General features: G+C 71.2%; 24 protein-coding genes. 15 read left to right on the top strand and 9 right to left on the bottom strand.

Annotated features, from left to right (window positions below):
* Positions 1-12: 12 nt before the first annotated feature.
* Positions 13-798 (bottom strand): HAD-IIA family hydrolase, encoded by a 786-nt coding sequence (locus N553_RS0103030; protein WP_028045307.1) that lies wholly within the window; start codon positions 796-798, stop codon positions 13-15.
* On the bottom strand, positions 795-1,556 hold the full coding sequence (locus N553_RS0103025) for a DedA family protein (RefSeq protein ID WP_028045306.1): 762 nt from the start codon (positions 1,554-1,556) through the stop codon (positions 795-797). The genes N553_RS0103030 and N553_RS0103025 overlap by 4 nt, the downstream gene beginning before the upstream one ends.
* A 56-nt stretch (positions 1,557-1,612) precedes the next feature.
* Between N553_RS0103025 and N553_RS20810 the strand changes: the two genes are divergently transcribed.
* The gene (locus tag N553_RS20810) at positions 1,613-2,215 is read left to right on the top strand and encodes an RNA methyltransferase (protein WP_034620537.1); all 603 of its coding nucleotides are present in this window, start codon (positions 1,613-1,615) and stop codon (positions 2,213-2,215) included.
* Positions 2,216-3,366: 1,151 nt separating this feature from the next.
* Positions 3,367-4,401 (top strand): class II fructose-bisphosphate aldolase, encoded by a 1,035-nt coding sequence (gene fbaA, locus N553_RS0103010; RefSeq protein WP_255346995.1) that lies wholly within the window; start codon positions 3,367-3,369, stop codon positions 4,399-4,401.
* Positions 4,402-4,444: 43 nt separating this feature from the next.
* Here fbaA and N553_RS0103005 read toward each other — a convergent pair whose 3' ends face one another.
* The gene (locus N553_RS0103005; RefSeq protein ID WP_231505150.1) at positions 4,445-4,768 is read right to left on the bottom strand and encodes an STAS domain-containing protein; all 324 of its coding nucleotides are present in this window, start codon (positions 4,766-4,768) and stop codon (positions 4,445-4,447) included.
* 200 nt (positions 4,769-4,968) lie between these two features.
* Between N553_RS0103005 and N553_RS0103000 the strand changes: the two genes are divergently transcribed.
* Positions 4,969-7,059 (top strand): ATP-binding SpoIIE family protein phosphatase, encoded by a 2,091-nt coding sequence (locus tag N553_RS0103000; RefSeq protein WP_231505149.1) that lies wholly within the window; start codon positions 4,969-4,971, stop codon positions 7,057-7,059.
* Between the two features lie 68 nt (positions 7,060-7,127).
* On the opposite strand, the gene N553_RS0102995 is transcribed toward N553_RS0103000, so the two are convergent.
* Positions 7,128-7,514 (bottom strand): STAS domain-containing protein, encoded by a 387-nt coding sequence (locus N553_RS0102995; RefSeq protein WP_028045301.1) that lies wholly within the window; start codon positions 7,512-7,514, stop codon positions 7,128-7,130.
* Positions 7,515-7,634: 120 nt separating this feature from the next.
* Here N553_RS0102995 and N553_RS0102990 point away from each other — a divergent pair, with 120 nt between their 5' ends.
* Both N553_RS0102990 and N553_RS0102985 read left to right on the top strand, forming a co-directional pair.
* A complete protein-coding gene (locus N553_RS0102990) occupies positions 7,635-8,063 on the top strand; it encodes a DUF3151 domain-containing protein (protein ID WP_028045300.1) in 429 nt (142 codons plus the stop codon).
* 149 nt (positions 8,064-8,212) lie between these two features.
* Positions 8,213-9,499, top strand: a complete 1,287-nt coding sequence (locus tag N553_RS0102985; protein ID WP_028045299.1) for an adenylosuccinate synthase — start codon at positions 8,213-8,215, stop codon at positions 9,497-9,499.
* An 85-nt stretch (positions 9,500-9,584) separates the two neighbouring features.
* On the opposite strand, the gene N553_RS0102980 is transcribed toward N553_RS0102985, so the two are convergent.
* Positions 9,585-10,160 (bottom strand): GNAT family N-acetyltransferase, encoded by a 576-nt coding sequence (locus tag N553_RS0102980; RefSeq protein WP_028045298.1) that lies wholly within the window; start codon positions 10,158-10,160, stop codon positions 9,585-9,587.
* A gap of 111 nt (positions 10,161-10,271) precedes the next feature.
* Here N553_RS0102980 and purD point away from each other — a divergent pair, with 111 nt between their 5' ends.
* Positions 10,272-11,576 carry a phosphoribosylamine--glycine ligase gene (gene purD / locus N553_RS0102975; protein WP_028045297.1) on the top strand — a complete coding sequence of 435 codons (1,305 nt, stop codon included), beginning with the start codon at positions 10,272-10,274 and terminating at the stop codon, positions 11,574-11,576.
* Positions 11,577-11,622: 46 nt separating this feature from the next.
* Here the strand turns inward: purD and N553_RS0102970 are convergent, their stop codons facing one another.
* Both N553_RS0102970 and N553_RS25280 read right to left on the bottom strand, forming a co-directional pair.
* Positions 11,623-12,132 carry a hypothetical protein gene (locus N553_RS0102970; protein WP_028045296.1) on the bottom strand — a complete coding sequence of 170 codons (510 nt, stop codon included), beginning with the start codon at positions 12,130-12,132 and terminating at the stop codon, positions 11,623-11,625.
* Between the two features lie 32 nt (positions 12,133-12,164).
* Positions 12,165-12,683 carry an AAA family ATPase gene (locus N553_RS25280; protein WP_081844327.1) on the bottom strand — a complete coding sequence of 173 codons (519 nt, stop codon included), beginning with the start codon at positions 12,681-12,683 and terminating at the stop codon, positions 12,165-12,167.
* A gap of 18 nt (positions 12,684-12,701) precedes the next feature.
* On the opposite strand from N553_RS25280, the gene N553_RS25275 reads away from it, so the two are divergent.
* Together N553_RS25275 and N553_RS0102955 are read left to right on the top strand one after the other, a co-directional pair.
* Complete coding sequence (locus N553_RS25275) at positions 12,702-13,112, top strand: hypothetical protein (protein ID WP_028045295.1); 411 nt, start codon at positions 12,702-12,704, stop codon at positions 13,110-13,112.
* 47 nt (positions 13,113-13,159) lie between these two features.
* Positions 13,160-14,047, top strand: coding sequence for a phosphoribosylaminoimidazolesuccinocarboxamide synthase (locus N553_RS0102955; RefSeq protein ID WP_369796659.1), 888 nt, complete (start codon positions 13,160-13,162; stop codon positions 14,045-14,047).
* Between the two features lie 14 nt (positions 14,048-14,061).
* Here N553_RS0102955 and N553_RS20800 read toward each other — a convergent pair whose 3' ends face one another.
* Positions 14,062-14,862: a DNA/RNA non-specific endonuclease gene (locus N553_RS20800; RefSeq protein WP_231505148.1), complete on the bottom strand. Its 801-nt coding sequence runs from the start codon at positions 14,860-14,862 to the stop codon at positions 14,062-14,064.
* On the bottom strand, positions 14,859-15,815 hold the full coding sequence (locus tag N553_RS20795) for a DMT family transporter (RefSeq protein ID WP_051639783.1): 957 nt from the start codon (positions 15,813-15,815) through the stop codon (positions 14,859-14,861). The genes N553_RS20800 and N553_RS20795 overlap by 4 nt, the downstream gene beginning before the upstream one ends.
* Positions 15,816-15,904: 89 nt before the next feature.
* On the opposite strand from N553_RS20795, the gene N553_RS0102940 reads away from it, so the two are divergent.
* The 7 genes from N553_RS0102940 (at position 15,905) to N553_RS0102910 (ending at position 21,338) form a co-directional block, all read left to right on the top strand.
* A complete protein-coding gene (locus N553_RS0102940) occupies positions 15,905-16,234 on the top strand; it encodes a PadR family transcriptional regulator (RefSeq protein WP_231505147.1) in 330 nt (109 codons plus the stop codon).
* Between the two features lie 2 nt (positions 16,235-16,236).
* Positions 16,237-16,818: a hypothetical protein gene (locus N553_RS0102935; protein ID WP_156043672.1), complete on the top strand. Its 582-nt coding sequence runs from the start codon at positions 16,237-16,239 to the stop codon at positions 16,816-16,818.
* A gap of 82 nt (positions 16,819-16,900) precedes the next feature.
* Entirely contained in the window at positions 16,901-17,155 is a 255-nt protein-coding gene (purS, locus tag N553_RS0102930; RefSeq protein ID WP_028045291.1) for a phosphoribosylformylglycinamidine synthase subunit PurS, read from the top strand.
* Positions 17,152-17,847, top strand: coding sequence for a phosphoribosylformylglycinamidine synthase subunit PurQ (purQ, locus tag N553_RS0102925; protein ID WP_028045290.1), 696 nt, complete (start codon positions 17,152-17,154; stop codon positions 17,845-17,847). The genes purS and purQ overlap by 4 nt, the downstream gene beginning before the upstream one ends.
* Positions 17,848-17,855: 8 nt before the next feature.
* Complete coding sequence (locus tag N553_RS0102920) at positions 17,856-18,809, top strand: GNAT family N-acetyltransferase (RefSeq protein ID WP_231505146.1); 954 nt, start codon at positions 17,856-17,858, stop codon at positions 18,807-18,809.
* Between the two features lie 74 nt (positions 18,810-18,883).
* A complete protein-coding gene (locus N553_RS0102915) occupies positions 18,884-19,948 on the top strand; it encodes an LLM class flavin-dependent oxidoreductase (protein WP_028045288.1) in 1,065 nt (354 codons plus the stop codon).
* A 13-nt stretch (positions 19,949-19,961) separates the two neighbouring features.
* Positions 19,962-21,338, top strand: a complete 1,377-nt coding sequence (locus N553_RS0102910) for an NtaA/DmoA family FMN-dependent monooxygenase (protein ID WP_028045287.1) — start codon at positions 19,962-19,964, stop codon at positions 21,336-21,338.
* Position 21,339: the final 1 nt, after the last annotated feature.

Here is a 21,339-nt window from a genome sequence, read left to right as displayed (position 1 = left end):
ATTGACCAAACGTCAGATCCGGCCGACCAGATCGGCGATCGAGTCGACGATCTCGCTGGGCCGGAACGGGAACCGGTCGACGTCGGCGCGCTGGGTGGAGCCCGACAGCACGAGGAACGTGCGAAGCCCCGCCTCGATGCCGGCGACGACGTCGGTGTCCATCCGGTCTCCGACCATGACGGTCGTCTCGGAGTGTGCGTCGATCTGGTTCAGCGCGCTCCGGATCATCATGGGGTTGGGCTTGCCGACGAAGTAGGGCTTGCGCCCGGTCGCGGCGGAGATCATCGCGGCGACCGCACCGGTGGCCGGCAGGTCCCCGTCGCGGCTCGGGCCGGTCACGTCGGGGTTGGTGGCGATGAACCGTGCACCACCTTGGATCAGTCGGACGGCCTGCGTGATCGCCTCGAACGAGTACGTGCGTGTCTCGCCCAGCACCACGAAGTCCGGCTCGGTCCCGGTCAGCGTGTAGCCGGCCTCGTACATCGCCGTGGTCAGACCCGCCTCGCCGATCACGTAGGCGGACCCACCCGGCATCTGGTCGACCAGGAACTGCGCGGTGGCCAGCGCGGAGGTCCAGATGGCTTCTTCGGGCAGGTCGATCCCGGAGCTCGCGAGCCGTGCACGCAGGTCGCGTGGCGTGAAGATGGAGTTGTTGGTCAGGACGAGGAATGGGCGGTCACCGTCTCGCAGCGCGCGGACGAACTCCGCGGCGCCGGGGATGGCGGTCCCTTCGTGGACCAGCACACCGTCCATGTCCGAGAGCCACGAGCGGATCTCTCGGGGGCCGTGATGCGTCATGCGCCGAAGGCCTTCTTCTCGACCTCGTCGCGTTCCGACTGCTCGTCGTACCGGGCGTCACGCTCGTCGGCCACCCCGAGGCCCTTCCGGGCCCGGCGGCGCTTGCGCCACACCTCGACGAAGATCGGCAGGACCGAGAAGAGGACCACCAGGACGAGCAGCGACTCGATGTTGTTCTTGATGAAGGGAACGTTGCCCAGCAGGTACCCGAGCAACGTCACTCCGCCGGCCCAGAGCACCACACCGATGAGGTTCCACAGCGCGAACTGGCGGTACTTCATCTTGCCGACGCCGGCAGCGACGGAGGCGTACGTGCGCACGAACGGGATGAACTGCGCCACGACGAGGGTGCGGCCGCCGTAACGGTCGAAGTACGCGTACGTCTGGTCGATGTACTTCTGCTTGAAGAACCGGGAGTCCTCCTTGGCGAACACCTTCGGGCCCGCGGTGCGACCGATCAGGTACCCGGTCTGCGTGCCGGCGTATGCCGCCAGGATCAGGAGCGCCATCAGGGGCGCGATCCCGATCTTCACGTCCAGCTCGTCCTGCGCAACCAGCGCACCGGCTGTGAACAGCAGTGAGTCACCCGGGAGGATCGGGAACAGCAGGCCGACCTCGACGAAGATCACCGCCATGATGCCGATCAGCACCCACTGCCCGAACGAGTCGATCAGGTGCTGGGCGTCGAGGTAGTCGGTGATGCCCGAGTGCGCCGGTCCCAGTGCGGGCAGGGCGGCGGCGAGGGCGTTCGTCAGCATGTGCCCAGAGTACGGGCCTGCGTGTGCACGCCTCGTGGGGGACTAGCGTCTCGGCTGTGACGGACGAGATCGGCGTGGGCCCGTGGCCGGGCGAGTGGCCCACGGACGTGCGCTACGACCCGGAGCTGCTGGCCGAGGGTGACCGGCGCAACGTCGTCGACCGGTACCGGTACTGGTCGCTCGAGGCGATCGTCGCCGACCTCGACACCCGTCGGCACCCTTTTCACGTGGCCATCGAGAACTGGGCCCACGACCTCAACATCGGGTCGGTGGTCCGCACCGCCAACGCGTTCCTCGCCGCCGAGGTGCACATCGTCGGCAACCGCCGCTGGAACCGCCGCGGGGCGATGGTGACGGACCGCTACCAGCACGTCCGGCACCATCCGTCGATCGACGAGCTGCTGGCGTGGGCTTCGTCGCAGGGGATCCCCGTCCTCGGCGTCGACAACCTGCCCGGCTCGGTGCCGTTGGAGGGCTACCCGTTGCCACGGGCGTGCGTGCTCCTGTTCGGGCAGGAGTCAGTCGGACTTTCCGACGAGGCTCGCGCGGCCGCGGTCGACGTCCTGCACATCGCCCAGTTCGGGTCGACCCGCTCGATCAACGCGGGCGCTGCCGCTGCCATCGCCATGCACTCCTGGATCGCCCAGCACGCCGGCTGAGGATTCGGCCGCGGGGTGCGGCGCGAACGGCCGCCGCCGCCAGCGGTGGAGGCGCGCGGCAAGGAACGCGATCAGGGCGAGGACCGCGACGACGGCCAGCGCCAGCACGAACCACCCGGTGCTGCGCGGCCCGAACACCGTCCCGTGGACGTCGGTGGCGCCGACGGGACCGCCGAGTCCTTCGACGTAGAGGACGTGGTCGACGTCCGGTGGAACGGGGTCGCCCTCCTGCGCGCCGAGGCCCTCGTGGATGAGCACCGGGTCTGCGATCGTCGAGCCGTCGTCGCTCAGGAACGTGCCGAGCCACTCGCACGTCGTGAGGCCGACGACGTTGGTGGAACACCGCTCGAGGACCGGCATGAACGTGCCCTCCACGCCGCCGTGCGTGGCGCGGAACGCGCCGACCATCGGTGATCCGAGCTGGATGACGACACCGACCGCAGTCACGGCAAGCACGAGCCAGGCGGCGTACGCCCCGACCGTGCTGAGCCTCTCGTGCCGGCGCCTCTCCTCCTCAGCGGAACGCGCAGGCCTGTGGCGGGCCGCCATGATGCTCCGTCGTCGCCACCGCTCGACCCTACGGACGCTGAACCAGCCGAGCACGAGACTGACGACGCCGATCAGCGGTTCCCAGATCCAGAGCCGGTCGTTCGGCAGGTACACGTGGCCGCTGTACCCGGCCTCGCCGTCATAGACCACCCGCACCGGCTTCGCGTACGCCCGGGAGGCCGTCGACGGTGTCTTCTCGACGCCGAGGTCGTCGTTCAGCATTGCGTCGACGAGCGTGACCGCCCCGTCGTCGCTCGTGAAGCCGCCCGACCAGCGGCAGCTGATGCCCCCGCGGCCGCTCGTGCACGACTCGAACGCCGGCGTGAAGGTGCCCTCGACACCCCCGTGCGTCGCGCGGTAGACCTCCGCAGCGGAGACGAACGCCCCGGCAGCGAGCCCACCGAAGAGGGCCACGAGGGCGCACCAGCTCAACGCAGCGATGGACCACGCCTTGACCTGAGCGAACAGCACGGCGGTCACACTAAACGCCGTTGCCGGGCCGGGTGCGGCGGACAGCGATGTCCACGGGACCAATGGCCCATCCGGCCCAATCGGGAATCGTGCCAGAATCGATGCGATACCCCCCCTCTAGCGCGCAGGAGATGCTGCAGATGGCCATCGCCACCCCCGAGGTCTACGCCGAGATGATCGACCGGGCCAAGGCAGGCAAGTTCGCCTACCCCGCCGTCAACGTCACGTCCTCCCAGTCCGTCACCGCCGCCCTGCAGGGCTTCGCGGAGGCCGGCTCGGACGGGATCATCCAGGTTTCCGTCGGTGGCGCCGAGTACGCCGCCGGCTCGACGGTCAAGGACCGCGTCTCGGGCTCGCTCGCCCTCGCGGCCTACGCGGCCGAGGTGGCCAAGGGCTACCCGATCACGGTGGCCCTGCACACGGACCACTGCGCCAAGCAGAACCTCGACTCCTGGGTCCGCCCGCTGCTGGCCCTCGAGATCGAGCAGGTCAAGGCCGGCAAGCTCCCCACGTTCCAGTCACACATGTGGGACGGCTCGTCCGTGCCGCTCGACGAGAACCTGGTCATCGCGGAGGAGCTCCTCGAGCTGTCGCGGCAGGCCCGCACGATCCTCGAGATCGAGGTCGGCGTGGTCGGTGGCGAGGAGGACGGCCACACCGCCGAGATCAACGACAAGCTGTACACGACGGTCGAGGACGGCCTGGCCACGGTCAAGGCGCTCGGTTCGGGCGAGAAGGGCCGCTACCTGACGGCCCTGACGTTCGGCAACGTGCACGGCGTCTACAAGCCGGGTGCGGTCAAGCTGCGCCCGTCGATCCTCGCGGAGATCCAGAAGGCCGTCGGCGACGCGATCGGCGTCGAGAACCCGTTCGACCTCGTCTTCCACGGTGGCTCCGGCTCCACGGAGGCCGAGATCGCCGAGGCCGTCGACAACGGCGTCATCAAGATGAACATCGACACGGACACGCAGTACGCGTACAGCCGTCCGGTGGCGGACCACTTCTTCCGCAACTACGACGGCGTGCTCAAGGTCGATGGCGAGGTGGGCAACAAGAAGGCCTACGACCCGCGCGCCTGGGGCAAGCTGGCCGAGGCCGGCATGGCTGCGCGTCTCGTCGAGGCCGCCCAGCAGCTGCGCTCTGCCGGGCAGTCGCTCAGCGCCTGATCCTCACGATGGAGGGCCGTCCCGGTAACGGGACGGCCCTTCGTCATTCCCCGACGGGTTGGAAGTCCGCCTCGTCGTCGCTCTCGACGACGTCCAGCAGCTCGCCGATACGCGTGACGTCGAGCAGGAACTTCACGTGCGGCGGGACCCGGATCATGCGGACCCGGTGCTGGGACCTGATGGACAGGCGAGCCAGGAACGCCACACCTGACGAGTCCATGAACGTGACGTGATGGGCGTCGACCTCGATCGGCAGGCCGATCTGCTCGGCCTCTGCGGTCGCCTCCTGCAGCTCCGTGCCGAGGTCGGCGTCGACCTCGCCGGACAGGACGATGCGGGTGGAGTCGGTGCCCACGATGACGTGCACGGCGCCAGGTTCACCAACCGTCTCCGAGTTCGGCGCTTCCGCGGGCCCGTCGGGGGTCGTGCTGTTACCGTCGCGCACGGCGCTCCTTCGGTGTCGGACATCGGGACAATCGCCGCATACTCGACGACCGACCTGTCCGGAACGGTAGACGATCGGAGGTGGTGGTGGTCAATCCCCTCGACTCTCGAATACCTGATCGGGTGCCGGTCGACCTCCTCGACCGCGCGCTGCGGGCTGCCGCGGTCCCGATCGCGCTGCTGGACGCGACCGGCTCAGATCTGCCGGTCGTGTGGGTCAATGCCGCGTACGAGAAGGTCACCGGGTACGACGCCGACGCGGCCCGCCAGCGTCAGGGGGCGTTCGTCGAGGACTCGTCGCTGGAGCCGACGGACATCCGCAGGATCCGCGAGGCGCTGGCCGCGGGCCGAGAGGTCTCGCAGACGCTCACGGTGCGACGGGCCGACGGATCGCGCCTGACGTGCCGCGCGGTGCTGTCCCCGGTGCTCTCGGGCGACGAGGTGACGCACTGGGTGGTTGCCATGCAGGACCTCACCGAGCAGCTGACCCACGACGCCGAGCAGGCGGCGCTCGTCGAGGCGGAGCGGCGGGAGCGTCGCAGCCTGGGCCTGGTCGCGCAGGTCTCGGACCTGATCATGGACGTCGACGACCCCCACGCGCTGCGTGAGATCGCTGCGGTCCTGCGTCGGGGCGTCGTGGGCTGGGCGCAGTTCTACCTCGACGACGGCGGCCTGCGACCTGCCGACGGGATCGTCGCCGGCCAGGGCCTGTCCGGCCGTGGGGCGCGGCACCGCAACGTCCTGCAGCCGCGCGGCCGCGATGCCGTTCAGCTGCTGCTCGACGGGCAGAGCGACCATCCTGTCGAGCTTGCGCTGGACGGCTCGTACGCCGCCGGCAGCCCGTCGGCGTGGCTCGTGCTCCACGCGACCGAACAGCTTCAGGCGCTCTCGGACGACGACGGCGCGCCGGCTCGGCCGAACGGGCAGATCGCCGTGTTCGCGCTGCCTGGTCGCCGCAGGGTGCTCGGGGTGCTGGCCGTGCACGTCGGTGGCGGCCTCAGAGGGCTCGAACCCGCAGCGCTCACGGTGCTGGACCTGACCGCGCGGCGCGTCGGCCTGGTCGTCGACAACGCGCGCCTCTACGAGCGTGAGCACCGGCTGGCCGAGACGCTGCAGCGCGCCATGCTGCCTGAGCAGGCCGAGGTGGACGGGCTCGACGTGTGGACCTACTACGCGCCCAACTCCGAGAACGCGCAGGTCGGCGGCGACTGGTACGACGTGCTGCAGGTGTCGCCCGACGTCGTCGGCGTGGTCATCGGTGACGTGGTGGGCCACGACGTCGAGGCGGCCGCCGCCATGGGCCAGCTGCGCTCGGTGGTCCGCTCCTACATGTTCGACATCACGACGCCTGGGCCCGTCCTGGAGCGCGTCGACCAGCTTGTGGCCGGGATGCGTGTCCCTCGACCGGCTGGTCTCGTCCTGTCCACGCTGACGCGGTGCGACGGGGCCTGGCAGGTGGACTACTCGCGCGCAGGGCACCTGCCGGCGCTCCTGGTCCGGGACGGCGCCGTGACTGCGCTGGACGAGGCTGCGGGGGCCCTCATCGGGTTCGGCGGCAAGCCGCGGACCACCGGTTCGGCCGCGCTCCGGCCTGGCGACGTCCTGCTGTACTACACCGACGGGCTGATCGAGCGGCGGGACCGCGGCCTTCGTGAGGGGCTCGCCGCGCTGTCGTCGGTGGCGTCCGGCATCACGGCGCTCGACGCAGCAGGGGTGGGTGAGGAGCTCCTGTCCCGGCTCGCCGACCATCCCGAGGACGACGTCGCGGTCGTCGTCGTCCGCGTGCCCGCCCCGCAGGACAGCCTGTCGCGAGCGCGCAGTCCGCGTCGACGGAGGTGGTCGCTGCCGAGCGAGGCCGCATCGATCGGGCGTGCTCGGCACGCTGTGGTGCGCACGTGCCAGGCATGGGGGATCCCCGACGCCGCGAACGCCGAGCTGGTGGTCTCGGAGCTCGTCGCCAACGCCGTCCTGCACGGTTACGGTCACGTCTCGCTGCAGCTGTACGACACGGGCGACGGTCTGCGCATCGAGGTCGAGGACGCGAACCCGACACCGCCGGTGACCACCGACGGGCACCCGGGGCGGGTGGGTGGGTTCGGCATGCAGATCGTGGAGCGCCTGGCCGACTGGGGCTGGCGGCAGTCACGCGGCGGCAAGCTCGTCTGGGCGAAGGTGCGCCCGGCCTCCCTGCCGGGCACGCCGCCCAAGACCTAGCACTTGTGCGGGCCCCGGCAGGAGCTCTCTGCGCGGGGCACCCAGTGCCGGGCAGCCAGCGCGGGCGGTCAGTGCGGGGTCGGCAGTGCGGGCCCCTGGGCGCCGTCGGGGCGACGGAAGCCCGAGTCGGACGACCCGCTCTCGCAGTGGTGGTCGGAGTCGATCCGGAACAGGTCCAGCGCGCCACAGATCTCGATGACGAACAGGTCCCGCTGGTCGGCACCCCGCAGGACGGTCGCGCCGCCGCGCTTGCGAGCCGAGTCGGCGAGCGAGATCAGGAAGGCTGCCCCCGTCGAGTCCATGAACGTGACGTCGCACATGTCCACCACGAGGAGCTGGTGTCGCAGGCCGACGACGCGGGCCGCGATCTCGGGGAACTGGTCACGTTCAGCCAGGTCGAGGTCGCCGGCGATGGTCAGCGTCGTCGTCGTCGAGGAGACGGAGATCTCGATCATCGGGGGTCCGCCCGTCGTCGGGAGGGGAAGAGGGCATGCTTCCCGAACACTGGTCCAGGTCAGCGGATCGACTGTAGTCGGGGTCCGCCGTCGACGCACCCCGAATGGGAGACTCATGTCATGAGCCACGAGAACCTGCTGGACGGACCCGCGCCCACCCTCCTGCCCGCGGACGGTGCGGACGCCGACGCACGCGACGCGCTGACCTCCGGTTCCTCGGCGCGCGAGGCCGTGCCTGCCGCGCCGTCGTCGTCGCTGGTCTGGGCGATCCTGGCTGAGCACGCGCTCGCCGACGACGGTGACCCGGTCGCCGCGTACGCCTACGCCCGCACCGGGTACCACCGCGGCCTCGACGCGCTGCGCCGCGCCGGGTGGCGGGGGCGTGGACCGGTTCCGGTCGACCACGTGCCGAACCAGGGGTTCCTGCGTGCGCTCCTCGCGCTCGGCGAGGCGGCCGAGGCGATCGAGGAGTCGGACGAGTCCGCCCGTTGCCTGCAGTTCCTCCTGGACTGCGGCACGTCGGCCGACGAGGTCGCCGCCCTGCGCTGAGCATGACCAGTTCTTGACGGTCCTGTACCCTCTCGGAGGTACTGGGTCCCTGCCGCCCGGTGCCCGGGCCACGTGCACGCGCCGCGTCCAGACCAGACGTCGGCCCCCGCCGTGCCGCCCGCAGCACAGGCAGGTGGGAGTTGATTCAGATGCCCGCCGTCGTGGTGCTCGGAGCCCAGTGGGGCGATGAGGGTAAGGGCAAGGCGACCGACCAGCTCGGTGCACGCACCGACTACGTGGTGAAGTTCAACGGCGGGAACAACGCCGGGCACACCGTCGTGATCGACGGCGAGAAGTACGCCCTGCACCTGCTGCCCTCGGGCATCCTCTCGCCCGGGGTCGTCCCGGTGATCGGCAACGGCGTCGTCGTCGACATCGAGGTCCTGTTCGAGGAGATCGACGCGCTCGAGGCGCGTGGCGTGGACACCAGCGCGCTCGTCGTCTCGTCGGCCGCCCACGTCATCGCGCCGTACAACCGCACGCTCGACAAGGTCACCGAGCGGTTCCTGGGCAAGCGCCGCATCGGCACCACCGGCCGCGGGATCGGCCCGGCGTACTCCGACAAGATCAACCGGGTCGGCATCCGCATCCAGGACCTATTCGACGAGAAGATCCTGACGGAGAAGATCGAGGGCGCCCTCGACCAGAAGAACCACCTGCTGGTCAAGGTCTACAACCGCCGCGCGATCACCGTCGAGGAGACGCTCGAGGACCTGCTGCGCCACGCCGACCGCCTCAAGCCGTTCGTGGGCGACGCGCCGCTGCTGCTCAACACGGCCCTGGACAACGGCAAGACGCTCGTCTTCGAGGCCGGCCAGGCCACGATGCTCGACGTCGACCACGGCACCTACCCGTTCGTCACGTCGTCGTCCGCCACGGCGGGTGGCGCCTGCACCGGGTCGGGCGTGGGTCCGACGAGGATCGACCGCGTCGTCGCCGTCGCCAAGGCGTACACCACGCGCGTGGGTGAGGGCCCGTTCCCGACCGAGCTGCTCGACGCCGACGGCGAGTGGCTGCGACAGACCGGCGGCGAGTTCGGCACCACGACCGGTCGCCCCCGCCGCTGCGGCTGGTACGACGCCGTCGTGGTCCGGTACGCCAGCCGTGTCAACGGCCTGACCGACCTCGTCGTGACCAAGCTCGACGTGCTCACCGGCCGCGACAAGATCCCCGTGGCCGTGGCCTACGACGTCAACGGCCGGCGTTTCGACGAGATGCCCGACAACCAGTCGGACTTCCATCACGCCACGCCGATCTACGAGTACCTGGACGGCTGGACCGAGGACATCTCCCAGGCCCGCGAGTTCGACGACCTGCCCGTCAACGCGCAGCGCTACCTGCTGCGGCTCGAGGAGATCTCGGGCGCACGGATCTCCTCGGTCGGCGTCGGTCCCGGCCGTGAGGCCACGATCATCCGGCACGAGCTCCTGAGCTGAGCCCGGGACCCCGCGCGAGTCGCACGTCGGGTGCTCCGACCGCGGTCATCGGGGGAGCTCGGCGTCGCACCGGTACGCCGCCGAGCTAGCGGTCGTCCGCCAGGCGGGCGTGCTGGTGCATGTCGTGCCAGCCGTCGACGTGCAGGGCGTCCCCGCGCTTGGTGCCCTCGAGCAGGAAGCCGGCCTTCGTCGCGACAGCGCACGATGCCGCGTTCCGGATCGAGTGGTGGACGACGATCCGGTGCAGCCCCAACGCCTCGAAGGACCAGCGCGCCAGGGTGCTCAGGGCCGCGGTAGCCGCGCCGCGACCCCGCCCGGCGGGCAGCACCCAGTAGGACACGTCGGTCAGGCCGTCCGTGTGGTTGACCTGCCGGAGGCTGATCTGCCCGACGACCTCACCGTCCAGCGTGATCGCCCAGCCCGCGCCCGTCTCGTCGGCCCACCGCTGCGTCCAGTGCGCGATCCAGGCTGCCGCCTCGTCGGGGGTCATCGTGCGGGCGTGCCAGTACGTGATCTCGGGGTCCGCGTAGGCAGCGACCACCACGGCGTGGTCGTCCGGGCGCCACGGACGCAGTCCGACGCCCGCATCAGCAGGCAGGACGGGCTGGGTGAGCCCACGCAGCACGCCGCGCGGAACGGCATCGGCGACGGTCCGGGGCACGCCGCCAGCCTAGACAGCCGACGCGGCCGGGGTGAGATCCCCGCGGTCATCGGCGACCAGCCCCCGACCGACGACGAGGCGATGCCGTCCGGGTCGGTAGGCTCCCGAGCCGTGAAGATCCTCGTCGTCGGCACCGGTGCCCGTGAGCACGCGCTCGTCCGCTCGCTCTCCCTCGACCCCGCGGTGACCGAGCTGCACGCCGCACCCGGCAACCCCGGGATCGGCCTGCTCGCCCAGCTGCACCCCGTCGATCAGCTCGACGGGTCCGCGGTCGCCGAGCTCGCGGGCCGGCTGGGCGCCGACCTGGTCGTCGTCGGACCCGAGGCACCGCTCGTCGCCGGGGTGGCCGATGCGGTGCGAGCGGCGGGCATCGCCGTCTTCGGCCCGTCGGCGGCCGCCGCGCAGCTGGAGGGGTCCAAGGCGTTCGCCAAGGAGGTCATGGCTGCCGCGGGCGTCCCCACCGCCGAGCCGCGCATCGCGACCACCCTGGAGGAAGCCGCAGCCGGCCTGGACGCGTTCGGTGCGCCGTACGTCGTCAAGGACGACGGGCTCGCAGCGGGCAAGGGTGTCGTCGTGACCCATGACCGCGACGAGGCACTCGCACACGCAGCCGACTGCCTGGCCAAGACCGGCAGCCGGGTCGTTATCGAGGACTACCTCGACGGCCCCGAGATCTCACTTTTCGTCCTCTCCGACGGTGTCGACGCCGTGCCGCTCGTCCCGGCGCAGGACTTCAAGCGGGCGCACGACGGGGACGAAGGGCCCAACACCGGCGGGATGGGTGCGTACTCGCCGCTGCCGTGGGCTCCGCAGGACCTCGTCCAGGAGGTCATGGACCGGGTGGCCCGGCCCACGATCGCGGAGATGGCACGCCGCGGTACCCCGTTCGCGGGGGTGCTCTACGTGGGCCTCGCGATGACGAGCAAGGGCCTGCGGGTCGTCGAGTTCAACGCCCGCTTCGGCGACCCCGAGACGCAGGTCGTGCTGGCACGGCTGGCCACACCGCTCGGGGCCGTCCTGCAGGCCGCAGCGACCGGTTCCCTCGGTACGCTGCCGGCGTTGGAGTGGCTCGACGCCGCTGCGGTGACGGTCGTGATCGCGTCCGGCGGCTACCCCGGGACGGTCCGTGCGGGCGACCCGATCACGGGCATCGAGGATGCCGAGGCGATCCCCGGGGTGCACGTGCTGCACGCCGGGACGGCGCTGCAGCTGAATCCGGCGGGTGAGGACGACGACGCGCTCGACGGCGCACACCTGGTGGCGGCCGGCGGTCGCGTCCTGTCGGTGGTCGGCGTCGGTCAGGACCTCGCGGCGGCACGCGCGGCGGCGTATGCCGGGGTCGCGCAGATCGAGCTGCCGTACTCCCACCACCGCAACGACATCGCGTCTGCCGCAGCCGACGGTCCGCTCGTCTGAGGGGGGTCGCCGCCGGCTCGAAGGGCGTGCCGCCGGCTCGCGCGCCCTAAGAGCCTGTGCGGCTGCCGACCCAGCAGTAGATCCGAGCCTTCTCCACGCGAGCTGCTCGCGCGAGAGCGGCGAGCTCGTGAAGCGTGGCCGTGAGGCGCTCGACGGCGATGCCCTCGAGCTCCTCGGTGTGCGACCACGGTTCGGCGATCGCGGTCAGCGCGGAGTCGTCGCTCGCGGCGAGAGCCTTGACGAACGCGTCGGTCGTCGCGATCACCAGGTGGCCGGCCGGGCCCTCTGCCACGACGTCGCCCCAGTCCAGGTCGTCGACGATGTCCTCGTACGACCTCCCCGTGAGCAGCGACGTCAGGGTTCCGGCGACGACGTAGGGGTCGATCATGGGGGCGTCCACGACGGTGAACCGGGGGGCCGCCTCACGGTCCTTCTTGCTGACCTTCTTCTTGCCCTTGCGCTTTGCGGGTGGGGAGCCCGGGCCGTCGGTCCGGTGGGCGACCTCGGCGGCGGCCTTGACTGATGCGGCGCCGAAGTACTGGTAGTCCACGCTCATAGTCCGCAGGATGGCCCGCCGCGGACCGTCTGTCATGCACCTGCGTCGATCAGGGCTCGCGCGTCGCGCGCCACGTCAGAGATGGCGCGCCCGGCGGAGTCGAGAACGGCCGCGCCGGGCCACGGTGCGAGCACTCTCGTGGAGACGTCGTCCCACGTCGGCTGGACGTGCCCGGGGATGTCTGCCACACGGTCCTGCACCCGGTGACGGTGCTCCTCGGCGTCGGTGCAGACGAGCTGGATCTCGACGAGCCGGGCGCCGGTCGCGACCGCGACGGCGTGCCAGCCGGCCTGGCTCTCCGCCACCGGGTTCACGCAGTCGGCCACGACCGAGAGCCCGAGGCCGAGGTTGTCGCGGGCCACTGCGGCGGCTGCCGTGTAACCGACCTCCGCGGCAGCGTCCACGGGCAACGACGAGTGCACGACAGCCTGCTCGATCGTGTCGATCCGCAGGTGAGCGGCGCCCAGGTCGCGTGCCAGGACTCGCGCGAGCGTCGTCTTGCCGGTTCCGGGCAACCCGCCGAGCACGACGAGCACAGGTGTGGTGGCCATGTGCGGCAGTATCGCTGCATGGGTGGATTCGAGGGCTTCGTGTACGGCGACGGTGCTTGGGGTGGCGACGGCACGGTCGAGCCGAGCCTGCGCATCGAGGTGCACGACGGCGACATCGCGACGGTCGACTTCGCGCCCGCGCCGCCCGGGCTCGGCAGGTTCTACCTGGGCTTCCAGCCGCGGGACTTCTTCGACGACCCCGCCGAGTCGGCTCCCGTCGACCTCGAGGCCGAGGCCGAGGCGTTCGCGGAGTGGGCGCTGCTGGTCGGAGCCGTCGACGTCGAGGCCAAGCACGTGCGCAGGCTGCTCGCGGAGGAACATGTCGACGAGCCCGAGGACACCTTCGTCGAGGAGACCGTCGAGCGGTTGATCCGGCTCGTGGGCCTGCCGATCCCCGAAGGTCTCGAGGGTGGTTCCGGCCTGCTCTGACGCCGGAGCGTGCGGGTGCGCGTCGTCGGTACGCCACACTTGTGCCCGTGACTTCTGAGCTTCCCGGCTGGACCCACACCTACTCAGGCAAGGTCCGCGACCTGTACGTGCCGACGGAGCCGTCGGAGCTGGGTGACGTCGTGCTGGTCGTCGCGAGCGACCGGGTCTCCGCCTACGACCACGTGCTGAGCCCAGGGATCCCCGGCAAGGGCATCGTGCTGACGACGCTGAGCCTGTGGTGGTTCGACCAGCTCGCGGACCTCGTACCGAACCACGTCGTCTCGACGGACGTGCCTGCGGCCGTGGCGGGTCGCGCCATGATCTGCCGACGTCTGGAGATGTTCCCCGTCGAGTGCGTCGCGCGCGGCTACCTGACAGGCTCCGGCCTCGCGGAGTACGAGGTGTCGGGGTCAGTCACGGGGATCGAGCTGCCGGCCGGGCTGGTCGACGGGTCGCGGCTTCCGGCACCGATCTTCACGCCCGCCACCAAAGCCGCTCTCGGAGACCACGACGAGAACGTGGAGTTCTCGGCGGTCGTCGAGACTGTGGGCTCCGCGAACGCCGAGACGCTGCGTGACCTGACGCTCGCCGTGTACGCGCTGGCCGAGCAGGTCGCCCGGTCGAAGGGCGTGATCCTCGCCGACACCAAGCTGGAGTTCGGCACCGACCCGCTGACCGGGGCGATCACGCTCGGCGACGAGGTCCTCACGCCGGACTCGTCGCGGTTCTGGCCCGCGGACGCCTGGGAGCCCGGCCACGCCCAGCCGTCGTTCGACAAGCAGTTCGTCCGCGACTGGCTCACGTCACCGGCCTCGGGCTGGGACCGCCGCTCGGACACACCGCCACCCGCACTTCCGGGGGATGTGGTCGAGCGCACCAGGGACCGGTATCTCGAGGCCTACGAGCGGCTCACGGGGTCGGCGCTCGTCCTGTAGTGCGGTGACGTCCCCTAGTCCAGGGCGATGTCCGCGGGACCGTTGAGCTCGACCCAACGACCGTGCCGGTCCTGCGAGGTCACGGGGGCGAGGACGTCCGCCTCCACGAGCGGTCCGAGGTCCAGCCCGGTCAGCGCCTCGACGTCCGCGACGGGCACCTGGTAGGTGAGGAACGGGCCGAGCGGCGGGACGTCGGCCGCGAACGCCAGGTTCGAGATGAGAGCGCTCTGGTCGAGCGCGAACCCGGCCGCCCGCAGGTCCGTGCCCTCGGTCGCCCACGCCGCGACCTTCCAGAACATCCGCGGGATGCCGATGCCGCGGTAGACGGGGTCGTCGTCGGCGAGCACCGGGCCCGTGAAGACCGACAACCGGAGCCGGTACGTGCTCGCGTAGGTCAGCACGTGGTTCTCCAGACCGACCCAGAGGCGCTCGCCCTGGTTGAACGCGGACGCCTGGGGGGCTGCGTTCGGGTAGGCGAAGGTCTGCTGGTTGGCCAGCGCGGCGGCGGGCCCCCAGACCGGGTCGCGACGACGCACCAGATGGCCGCGATCGAGGTCGTTGCCGGCGTAGAGCTCCGGTCCCGCCTGCTCGTTCGGCGGGACACGGGGGTCGAGGTGCCAGTCGTCTCCGCGGGGCACATCCACGAGCCTCGTGCCGTCGATGTTCACGGCGGTCGCTGCGGCGAGCCTCCGGGCAGGGTCGAGCAGCACGGTGAAGTGCGTCGACGGGAGCTCGTGAACTGCGCGGGCGGCTCCCGGGAGCGGAACGGGCGGCCCGAGGAACGTCGGTCGGTAGCCCAGCTCCGTGGTGCTCACCTGGCGACCGTATCGACCGGCGCACCCGATGTGCCCAGGTTCGGCGCCGCGACCGTGCGTCGCCGGCGGACGGCGCCCCACTGCGTGAGGGCCACACCGCCGAGGACGATCGCCCCGCCGACCGGCTCGTACCAGTGCAGCGTCTCGTGGAGCACGACGACGCCGAGCGTCGTGGACACGATCGGGATCACGTAGGTGACGCTGGCGGTGACCGTTGCGCCCGCCACCGACATGACCCGCCAGAACAGCACGTAGGCCAGCCCGGTCCCGCCCAGTCCCAGCGCAAGGAGCGCCAGGGCTGGGGCGGGGGAGATGGGACCGGGTCGAGGTGCAGCGACGGCGAAGGGCAGAACGACCAGCGCACCGACCACGAGCTGGACCGCCGGTGTCGCCACCGTCGACAGGCCCGTGCTCGTCAGCCGGAACCGCCCCCACGCGTTCCCGAGGCCGTAGCAGAACGTGGCGCCGAGGAGCATGAGCCCGCCGACCAGGTCGATCGCCCCGGCGTCCCAGACGCCCAGCAGGACCGCGATGCCGCCGAACCCGAGCACCAGCCCGCCGAGCTGTACTCGGTCGGGTCGCTCGGTCGGGATGAGCAGCGCGACGAACAGCGCCGTGAACAGCGGGGTCGTGGCGTTCACCAGACCGGCGAGCACCGAGCTCACGCGCTGCTCGGCCAGCCCGAACAGCACGAACGGGATCGCCGTCATGACCGCGCCGACGAGCACGAAGTCGCCGACCAGGCGCCGCTGCACGCGGACCCGTTCACGCCGGACGAGGAGCACGACGACGAGGAGCGCGAGCCCGATGACGATCCGACCGAACGCGACCTGCGTCGGTGAGAACGAACGCAGCGCCGTCGCGATGAACAGGAAGCTGCAGCCCCAGAGGACCGCCAGCAGCAGGTACGACCCGAACCATCCACGCGAAGTTGCCGCCCCCGAGGAACCCATCCGGGCATCATCACCCGAGCCGCCGACATCAGTGCCATGAATTGCCTGATAGGTCGCCGCGCGATATATATCGAGCTATGGCATCCCGGATGAGCGAGCAGGCGTACCTGGTCCTGCTCGCGCTCGCCCAGGAGCCCAGGCACGGCTACGGCATCGTCCAGGCCGTCAAAGAGATCTCCGACGATCGCGTACGCCTCGGTGCGGGCACGCTGTACGGCATCCTGGACCGCCTCGTCCAGGCGCAGTACGCCGAGGCGTCCGGCGAGATCGTGGTCGACGGCCGGCTGCGCCGGTACTACCGGCTGACGTCGGCGGGCCAGGCCGTGCTGAGGGAGGAGACGGCTCGGATCGCAGGGCTCGCGGCGCGCGCCCAGCGGCTGCTCGGGCCGGTCGGCCGGCCCGCGCTGGGCGGTGCGTGACGGTGACTCCCCTGGAGCGCTCCACCGCCTTCTGGCTTCGCGCCTACCCGCGACGCTGGCGCGACGAGCGGGCCGCCGAGATCACCGCGGTGATCGCCGACCTGGCCCCCGAGGACGCGTCCCGCCTCGACGCCCGCACCGCCCTCGGTCTGGTCGGCGCGGGATGGCAGACCCGTCGACGGGACCGCCCGCCCCTGGGCACCTACCTGGCCTACCGCCTGCTCAGTCGTCGGCCGGGGCCGACGTACGCCGGTTGGGTGGACGACGACCGCGCCGGCCGGTTCTCCGCCGTGCGCATCCTCCTCGTCCAGCTGCTCCTGGCCTCGCCGGTGGTCGCCGCCACGTGGGCCACGATGTGGTGGCTGGACCAGGAGGGCTACGACATCGTGGCCAGCACGATCCCGTTGCTCTTCGGTCTGGTGCTGAGGTTGGCCACCAAGGACGACCGCCGCAAGGAGAGGGCCGCCCGCCTGCTCGCGCTGCAGGACGAGATCGACCGGTGGAACACCTGGGGCGACGAGGAGCCCGCCGAGCACGACACCACGCGGCAGATCGCGCCGACCGACCACACGCCCGCGGGCTGATGGACACGGGCACCGAGCTCGCGCAGTCACTCGCTAGAATCGCCGCAACCCCCACCGCCGCGTGAACACCTGGAGCCCTTTCGTGGGACGAGTCGTCGTCGATGTCATGCCGAAGCCCGAGATCCTCGACCCGCAGGGCAAGGCCGTCGCCGGCGCCCTGCCGCGGCTCGGTTTCGCACAGTTCGCGTCCGTCCGCCAGGGCAAGCGGTTCGAGCTCGAGGTCGACGGGCCCGTGACGGAGGAGATCCTTGCTGCCGCTCGCGCGGCCGGCGAGCAGGTGCTGTCGAACCCGGTGATCGAGGACGTCGTGGCCGTCTACGAGGACACCGAGAAGTGACCCGCGTCGGCGTCGTCACCTTCCCCGGCACCCTCGACGACCGCGACGCCTCGCGCGCGGTGCGCCTGGCCGGTGCCGAGGCCGTGAGCCTGTGGCACGGGGACGCCGACCTGCACGGGGTCGACGCGGTGGTCCTGCCCGGAGGCTTCTCCTACGGCGACTACCTGCGTGCGGGCGCGATCAGCCGGTTCGCGCCCGTCATGGGCGAGATCATCTCCGCCGCGAACAAGGGTCTGCCGGTCCTGGGCATCTGCAACGGCTTCCAGGTGCTCACCGAGGCCCACCTGCTGCCCGGCTCGATGATCAAGAACGACCACCTGCACTTCGTCTGCCGCGAGCAGGTGCTCTCCGTGGAGAACGTGGACACCGCGTGGACGCGCGACTACACCGCCGGCGAGCACATCACGATCCCGCTGAAGAACCAGGACGGCCAGTACGTCGCCGACGAGCACACGCTCGACGAGCTCGAGGGGGAGGGCCGCGTGGTCTTCCGCTACCAGGGCTGGAACCCCAACGGGTCGCGACGAGGCATCGCCGGCATCTCGAACGCCGCGGGCAACGTGGTCGGCCTCATGCCGCACCCCGAGCACGCGGTCGAGGAGGGCTTCGGGCCGGACGGCGCCAAGGGCCCCCGCACAGGCGTCGACGGGTTGCGGTTCTTCACGTCCGTCCTCAAGACGCTCGTCGGCTGAGTGGCGGCGTGATCACCCTCGTCTCCTGGGACGACCCCGAGGTGAAGCGGCTGCGCGACGCACAGCAGAGCGAGCTGGCCGACCTCTACGGCGAGGAGGACCTCGGCCACGACATGACGGGCGAGGACATCGCCGCGATGGTCCTGGTGCGCGAGGACGACGCGCCCGTGGCGTGTGGCGCGATCCGTGACCTGGGCGACGGCGTGGGAGAGCTCAAGCGGATGTACGTCGTTCCCGAGGCGCGGGGGCGTGGGCTGTCGCGGCAGGTGCTGGCGGAGCTCGAACGCGTCGCGCAGGACAAGGGGTTCACCCGGCTCGTCCTGGAGACCGGCGTGCTGCAGGTCCAGGCGATGAGCCTGTACATGTCCGCCGGCTACCGCTCGATCCCCAACTTCGGTGAGTACGCCACCGAGACGTCCTCACGCTGCTTCGCCAAGGACCTGCACGCCGAGCCGCGCCCCAGGGGCGCGAAGCACCCAGGAACGCTGACCTTGCGACGAGTCCCGTGGGACCACCCCGACGCGGTCGCGCTGCGCTACGCGATGTGGCGCGACATCGAGGTGCGCTACCCGGAGATCGTGGCCGCTGTGCCGGGCGGCTTCGCGGTCGACGACCCGCAGCAAGGCGTCGGCACGATCAGCTCCGTGATCGCTGACCTCGACGGCGTGCCGGTCGGCTGTGCGTCGCTGCGAGCCGCGAGGCACGGCTTTCCCGCGGGTTCGGGTGAGCTCAAGAAGGTCTGGGTGAACGACGACGCACGGGGTGCCGGTGCGGCCCGCGCGCTCCTGATCGCGATCGAGGACGACGCGCGCGCGGCGGGTCTGACGAGCGTGGTCCTGCAGACCGGCATCCGGCAGCCCGAGGCGGTCACGCTGTACCTCTCGGTCGGCTACCGACCCATCGCACCGTTCGGGCCGTACACCGACGACCTGCTCTCGCTGCTCTTCGGAAAGGCCCTCTGAGCAGCCGTCTCGCATTGCGGGACTTTCCGGCGAACCTCTGGTCAAGCGGCGCCCCGGCCCTACGGTCTGCGGCCATGACCTTCCATCTCGCCGTCGAGCTCACGCCCGCCGGTCTGCACCCTGCTGCCTGGCGTCTGCCCTCCGAGGACGCCTCCGGCGCGTTCACTGCCCGGCACTGGCTGACGCGCGCTCACGCGGCCGAGCGTGCGGGGGCGTCGCTCGTGTTCGTCGACGACTCCGCCACCCCGCCCCTCGAGCGTCCCGGCCGGTTCGTCGGAAGCCTCGACGCGGTGGGCGTCGCCGCCCTGCTCGGACCGCTCACGAGCGGGATCGGCCTCGCACCGGTCGTCCCGGTCACCTACCGCGAGCCGTTCCACGTGGGCAAGGAGATCCAGACGCTCGACCACGTCAGCCTCGGGCGGGGTGCGGTCCAGATCGACGTGGCGACGTCCGCCCTCGATCCGCGTTCGGGCACGGAGGCGCTCCGCTACGACGAGCGCGTGCCGCGCGAGCTTCCCGCGCTGTGGCGCGAGGCCGAGGACACGATCGAGGTCCTCGAACGGCTGTGGGACAGCTGGGAGGACGACGCGATCATCCTCGACGAGGTCAACGACCGGTACATCGACCGCGAGAAGGTCCACGCCATCGAGTTCACGGGTGAGTTCTTCTCGGTGCACGGTGCCTCGATCACGCCGCGGTCCCCGCAGGGCAGGCCGGTCGTCGTCGTCCGTGCCGACGAGCCGCACGAGCTCGAGGTCGCCGCCCGGCGCGCGCAGGTGATCCGCGTCCGCACGCCCGAGGCGGCTGCTGCCGTCCGGGCGTCGGCGCCTGACACGGTCACGGTCCTGCTCGACGTGGCCGTTCTGGTCGCGCCCACCGACCGGGCGGCCGACGAGCAGCGCAGGGCGCTGGATGCCTTCGAGCCGTGGTCGTGGGAGGGGGTCGTCGTCGGCGGGCCGGACACGGTTGCGACCGCGCTGACCGGCCTCGCGGCCGCGGCCGACGGGGTGACGGTGCGCCCGGTCGCGGGTGACGCCGCCCTGCTGGCGGGGCTGCTGCCCCTGGCTCCGACGGGCCCCACGCTGCGCGAGACCCTCGGCCTGCCCCGCCCGACGAGCCGCTACGCGGCAGCACGCTGAACAGGACGCGACGATGACGACGAAGAAGCAGATCCACCTGGGCGCCCACTTCCCGGGCGTCAACCACCACACCGTCTGGACGGACCCCAGCCACACCCCGCAGACGCAGTCGGCGTTCGCGTCGTTCCGGCACCTGGCGGAGACCGCCGAGCGCGGGCTGTTCGACTTCCTGTTCCTGGCCGAGGGCCTGCGTCTGCGCGAGCACCGTGGGCAGCTGGTCGACCAGGACGTCGTCGGGCGCCCCGACACGTACGCGGTCCTCGCCGCGCTGGCCGGTGTGACCACGCACCTGGGCCTGGCGGGCACCATCAACGCGACCTTCAACGACCCGTACGAGCTCGCTCGCCAGCTCGCGACGCTCGACCACCTGTCGGCGGGGCGTGCCGCGTGGAACGTCGTCACCTCGTCGGACGACTTCCACGGCGCCAACTTCCGCCGCGGTGGCTACCTGGCCTACCCGGACCGGTACGAGCGCGCGCGTGAGGTGGTCGAGGCAGCGCGGGCCCTGTGGGACGCCTGGGCGCCGGATGCCATCCTCGACCAGGGCGGCGACTTCGTGCGTCCCGGTTCGCTGGGCACGGTCCGCACGGGCGGCAGGCTCGTCGACATCGAGGCCACGCCCACGGTGCCCCGTCCGCCGCAGGGCCACCCGGTGATCCTGCAGGCAGGCGACTCCGACGGAGGCCGGGAGCTCGCGGCCCAGGTGGCGGACGCCGTCTTCTCGCGGCACAGCGCGCTCGAGGACGGCAAGGCGTTCTACGCGGACGTCAAGGGTCGGCTCGCACGCTACGGCCGGCGGCGCGAGGACCTGCTCATCCTGCCGGGCTCGTCCTTCGTGCTGGGGGACACCACGACCGAGGCCGAGGAGCGTCTTCGTGAGCTCCAGCGTCAGACGGTCCGTCCTTCGGTGGCGCGCGCGTTCGTCGAGCAGCTGTGGAACCGCGACCTGTCCGCGTACGACGTCGACGGCCCGCTGCCGAGCATCGACCCGCTCGTGGACGCGCCCTCCATCACCAACGGCCGCGCCAGCATGTTCAAGGACCCGGTCGCGGTCGCGCGGCAGTGGCGCGAGCTCTCCGAGGCGAGGGGGCTGTCGATCCGGGAGCTCGTCATCTCGGTCGTCGGCCGGTCGAACTTCGTCGGGACCCCCGAGCACGTGGCCGCCGAGATCGACCACTACGTGCAGGAGGACGCCTCCGACGGCTTCATCCTCGTGCCGCACCTCACCCCGCACGGTCTCGACGAGTTCGTCGAGAAGGTGGTCCCGCTCCTGCAGGAGCGCGGCTCGTTCCGCACCTCCTACGAGGGCTCCACGCTGCGGGAGAACCTCGGCCTGCCCGCCGCCGAGGCCTTCGGCCGCACCCTGTCCGACACCGTCAGCACCTCCTGAG

The organism is Cellulomonas sp. URHE0023, from assembly GCF_000688475.1.
GTDB lineage: Bacteria > Actinomycetota > Actinomycetes > Actinomycetales > Cellulomonadaceae > Cellulomonas.
Note: the sequence above shows the minus strand (reverse complement) of the source record. Positions and strands in the feature narration are given on the sequence as shown.

Coding starts and splice junctions, on each gene's coding strand:
- N553_RS0103030 (WP_028045307.1), bottom strand. CDS start 798: ATGACGCATCACGGCCCCCGAGAGATCCGCTCGTGGCTCTCGGACATG.
- N553_RS0103025 (WP_028045306.1), bottom strand. CDS start 1,556: ATGCTGACGAACGCCCTCGCCGCCGCCCTGCCCGCACTGGGACCGGCG.
- fbaA (WP_255346995.1), top strand. CDS start 3,367: ATGCTGCAGATGGCCATCGCCACCCCCGAGGTCTACGCCGAGATGATC.
- N553_RS0102995 (WP_028045301.1), bottom strand. CDS start 7,514: ATGATCGAGATCTCCGTCTCCTCGACGACGACGACGCTGACCATCGCC.
- N553_RS0102990 (WP_028045300.1), top strand. CDS start 7,635: ATGAGCCACGAGAACCTGCTGGACGGACCCGCGCCCACCCTCCTGCCC.
- N553_RS0102985 (WP_028045299.1), top strand. CDS start 8,213: ATGCCCGCCGTCGTGGTGCTCGGAGCCCAGTGGGGCGATGAGGGTAAG.
- N553_RS0102970 (WP_028045296.1), bottom strand. CDS start 12,132: ATGAGCGTGGACTACCAGTACTTCGGCGCCGCATCAGTCAAGGCCGCC.
- N553_RS25280 (WP_081844327.1), bottom strand. CDS start 12,683: ATGGCCACCACACCTGTGCTCGTCGTGCTCGGCGGGTTGCCCGGAACC.
- N553_RS25275 (WP_028045295.1), top strand. CDS start 12,702: ATGGGTGGATTCGAGGGCTTCGTGTACGGCGACGGTGCTTGGGGTGGC.
- N553_RS20795 (WP_051639783.1), bottom strand. CDS start 15,815: ATGGGTTCCTCGGGGGCGGCAACTTCGCGTGGATGGTTCGGGTCGTAC.
- N553_RS0102940 (WP_231505147.1), top strand. CDS start 15,905: ATGAGCGAGCAGGCGTACCTGGTCCTGCTCGCGCTCGCCCAGGAGCCC.
- N553_RS0102915 (WP_028045288.1), top strand. CDS start 18,884: ATGACCTTCCATCTCGCCGTCGAGCTCACGCCCGCCGGTCTGCACCCT.
- N553_RS0102910 (WP_028045287.1), top strand. CDS start 19,962: ATGACGACGAAGAAGCAGATCCACCTGGGCGCCCACTTCCCGGGCGTC.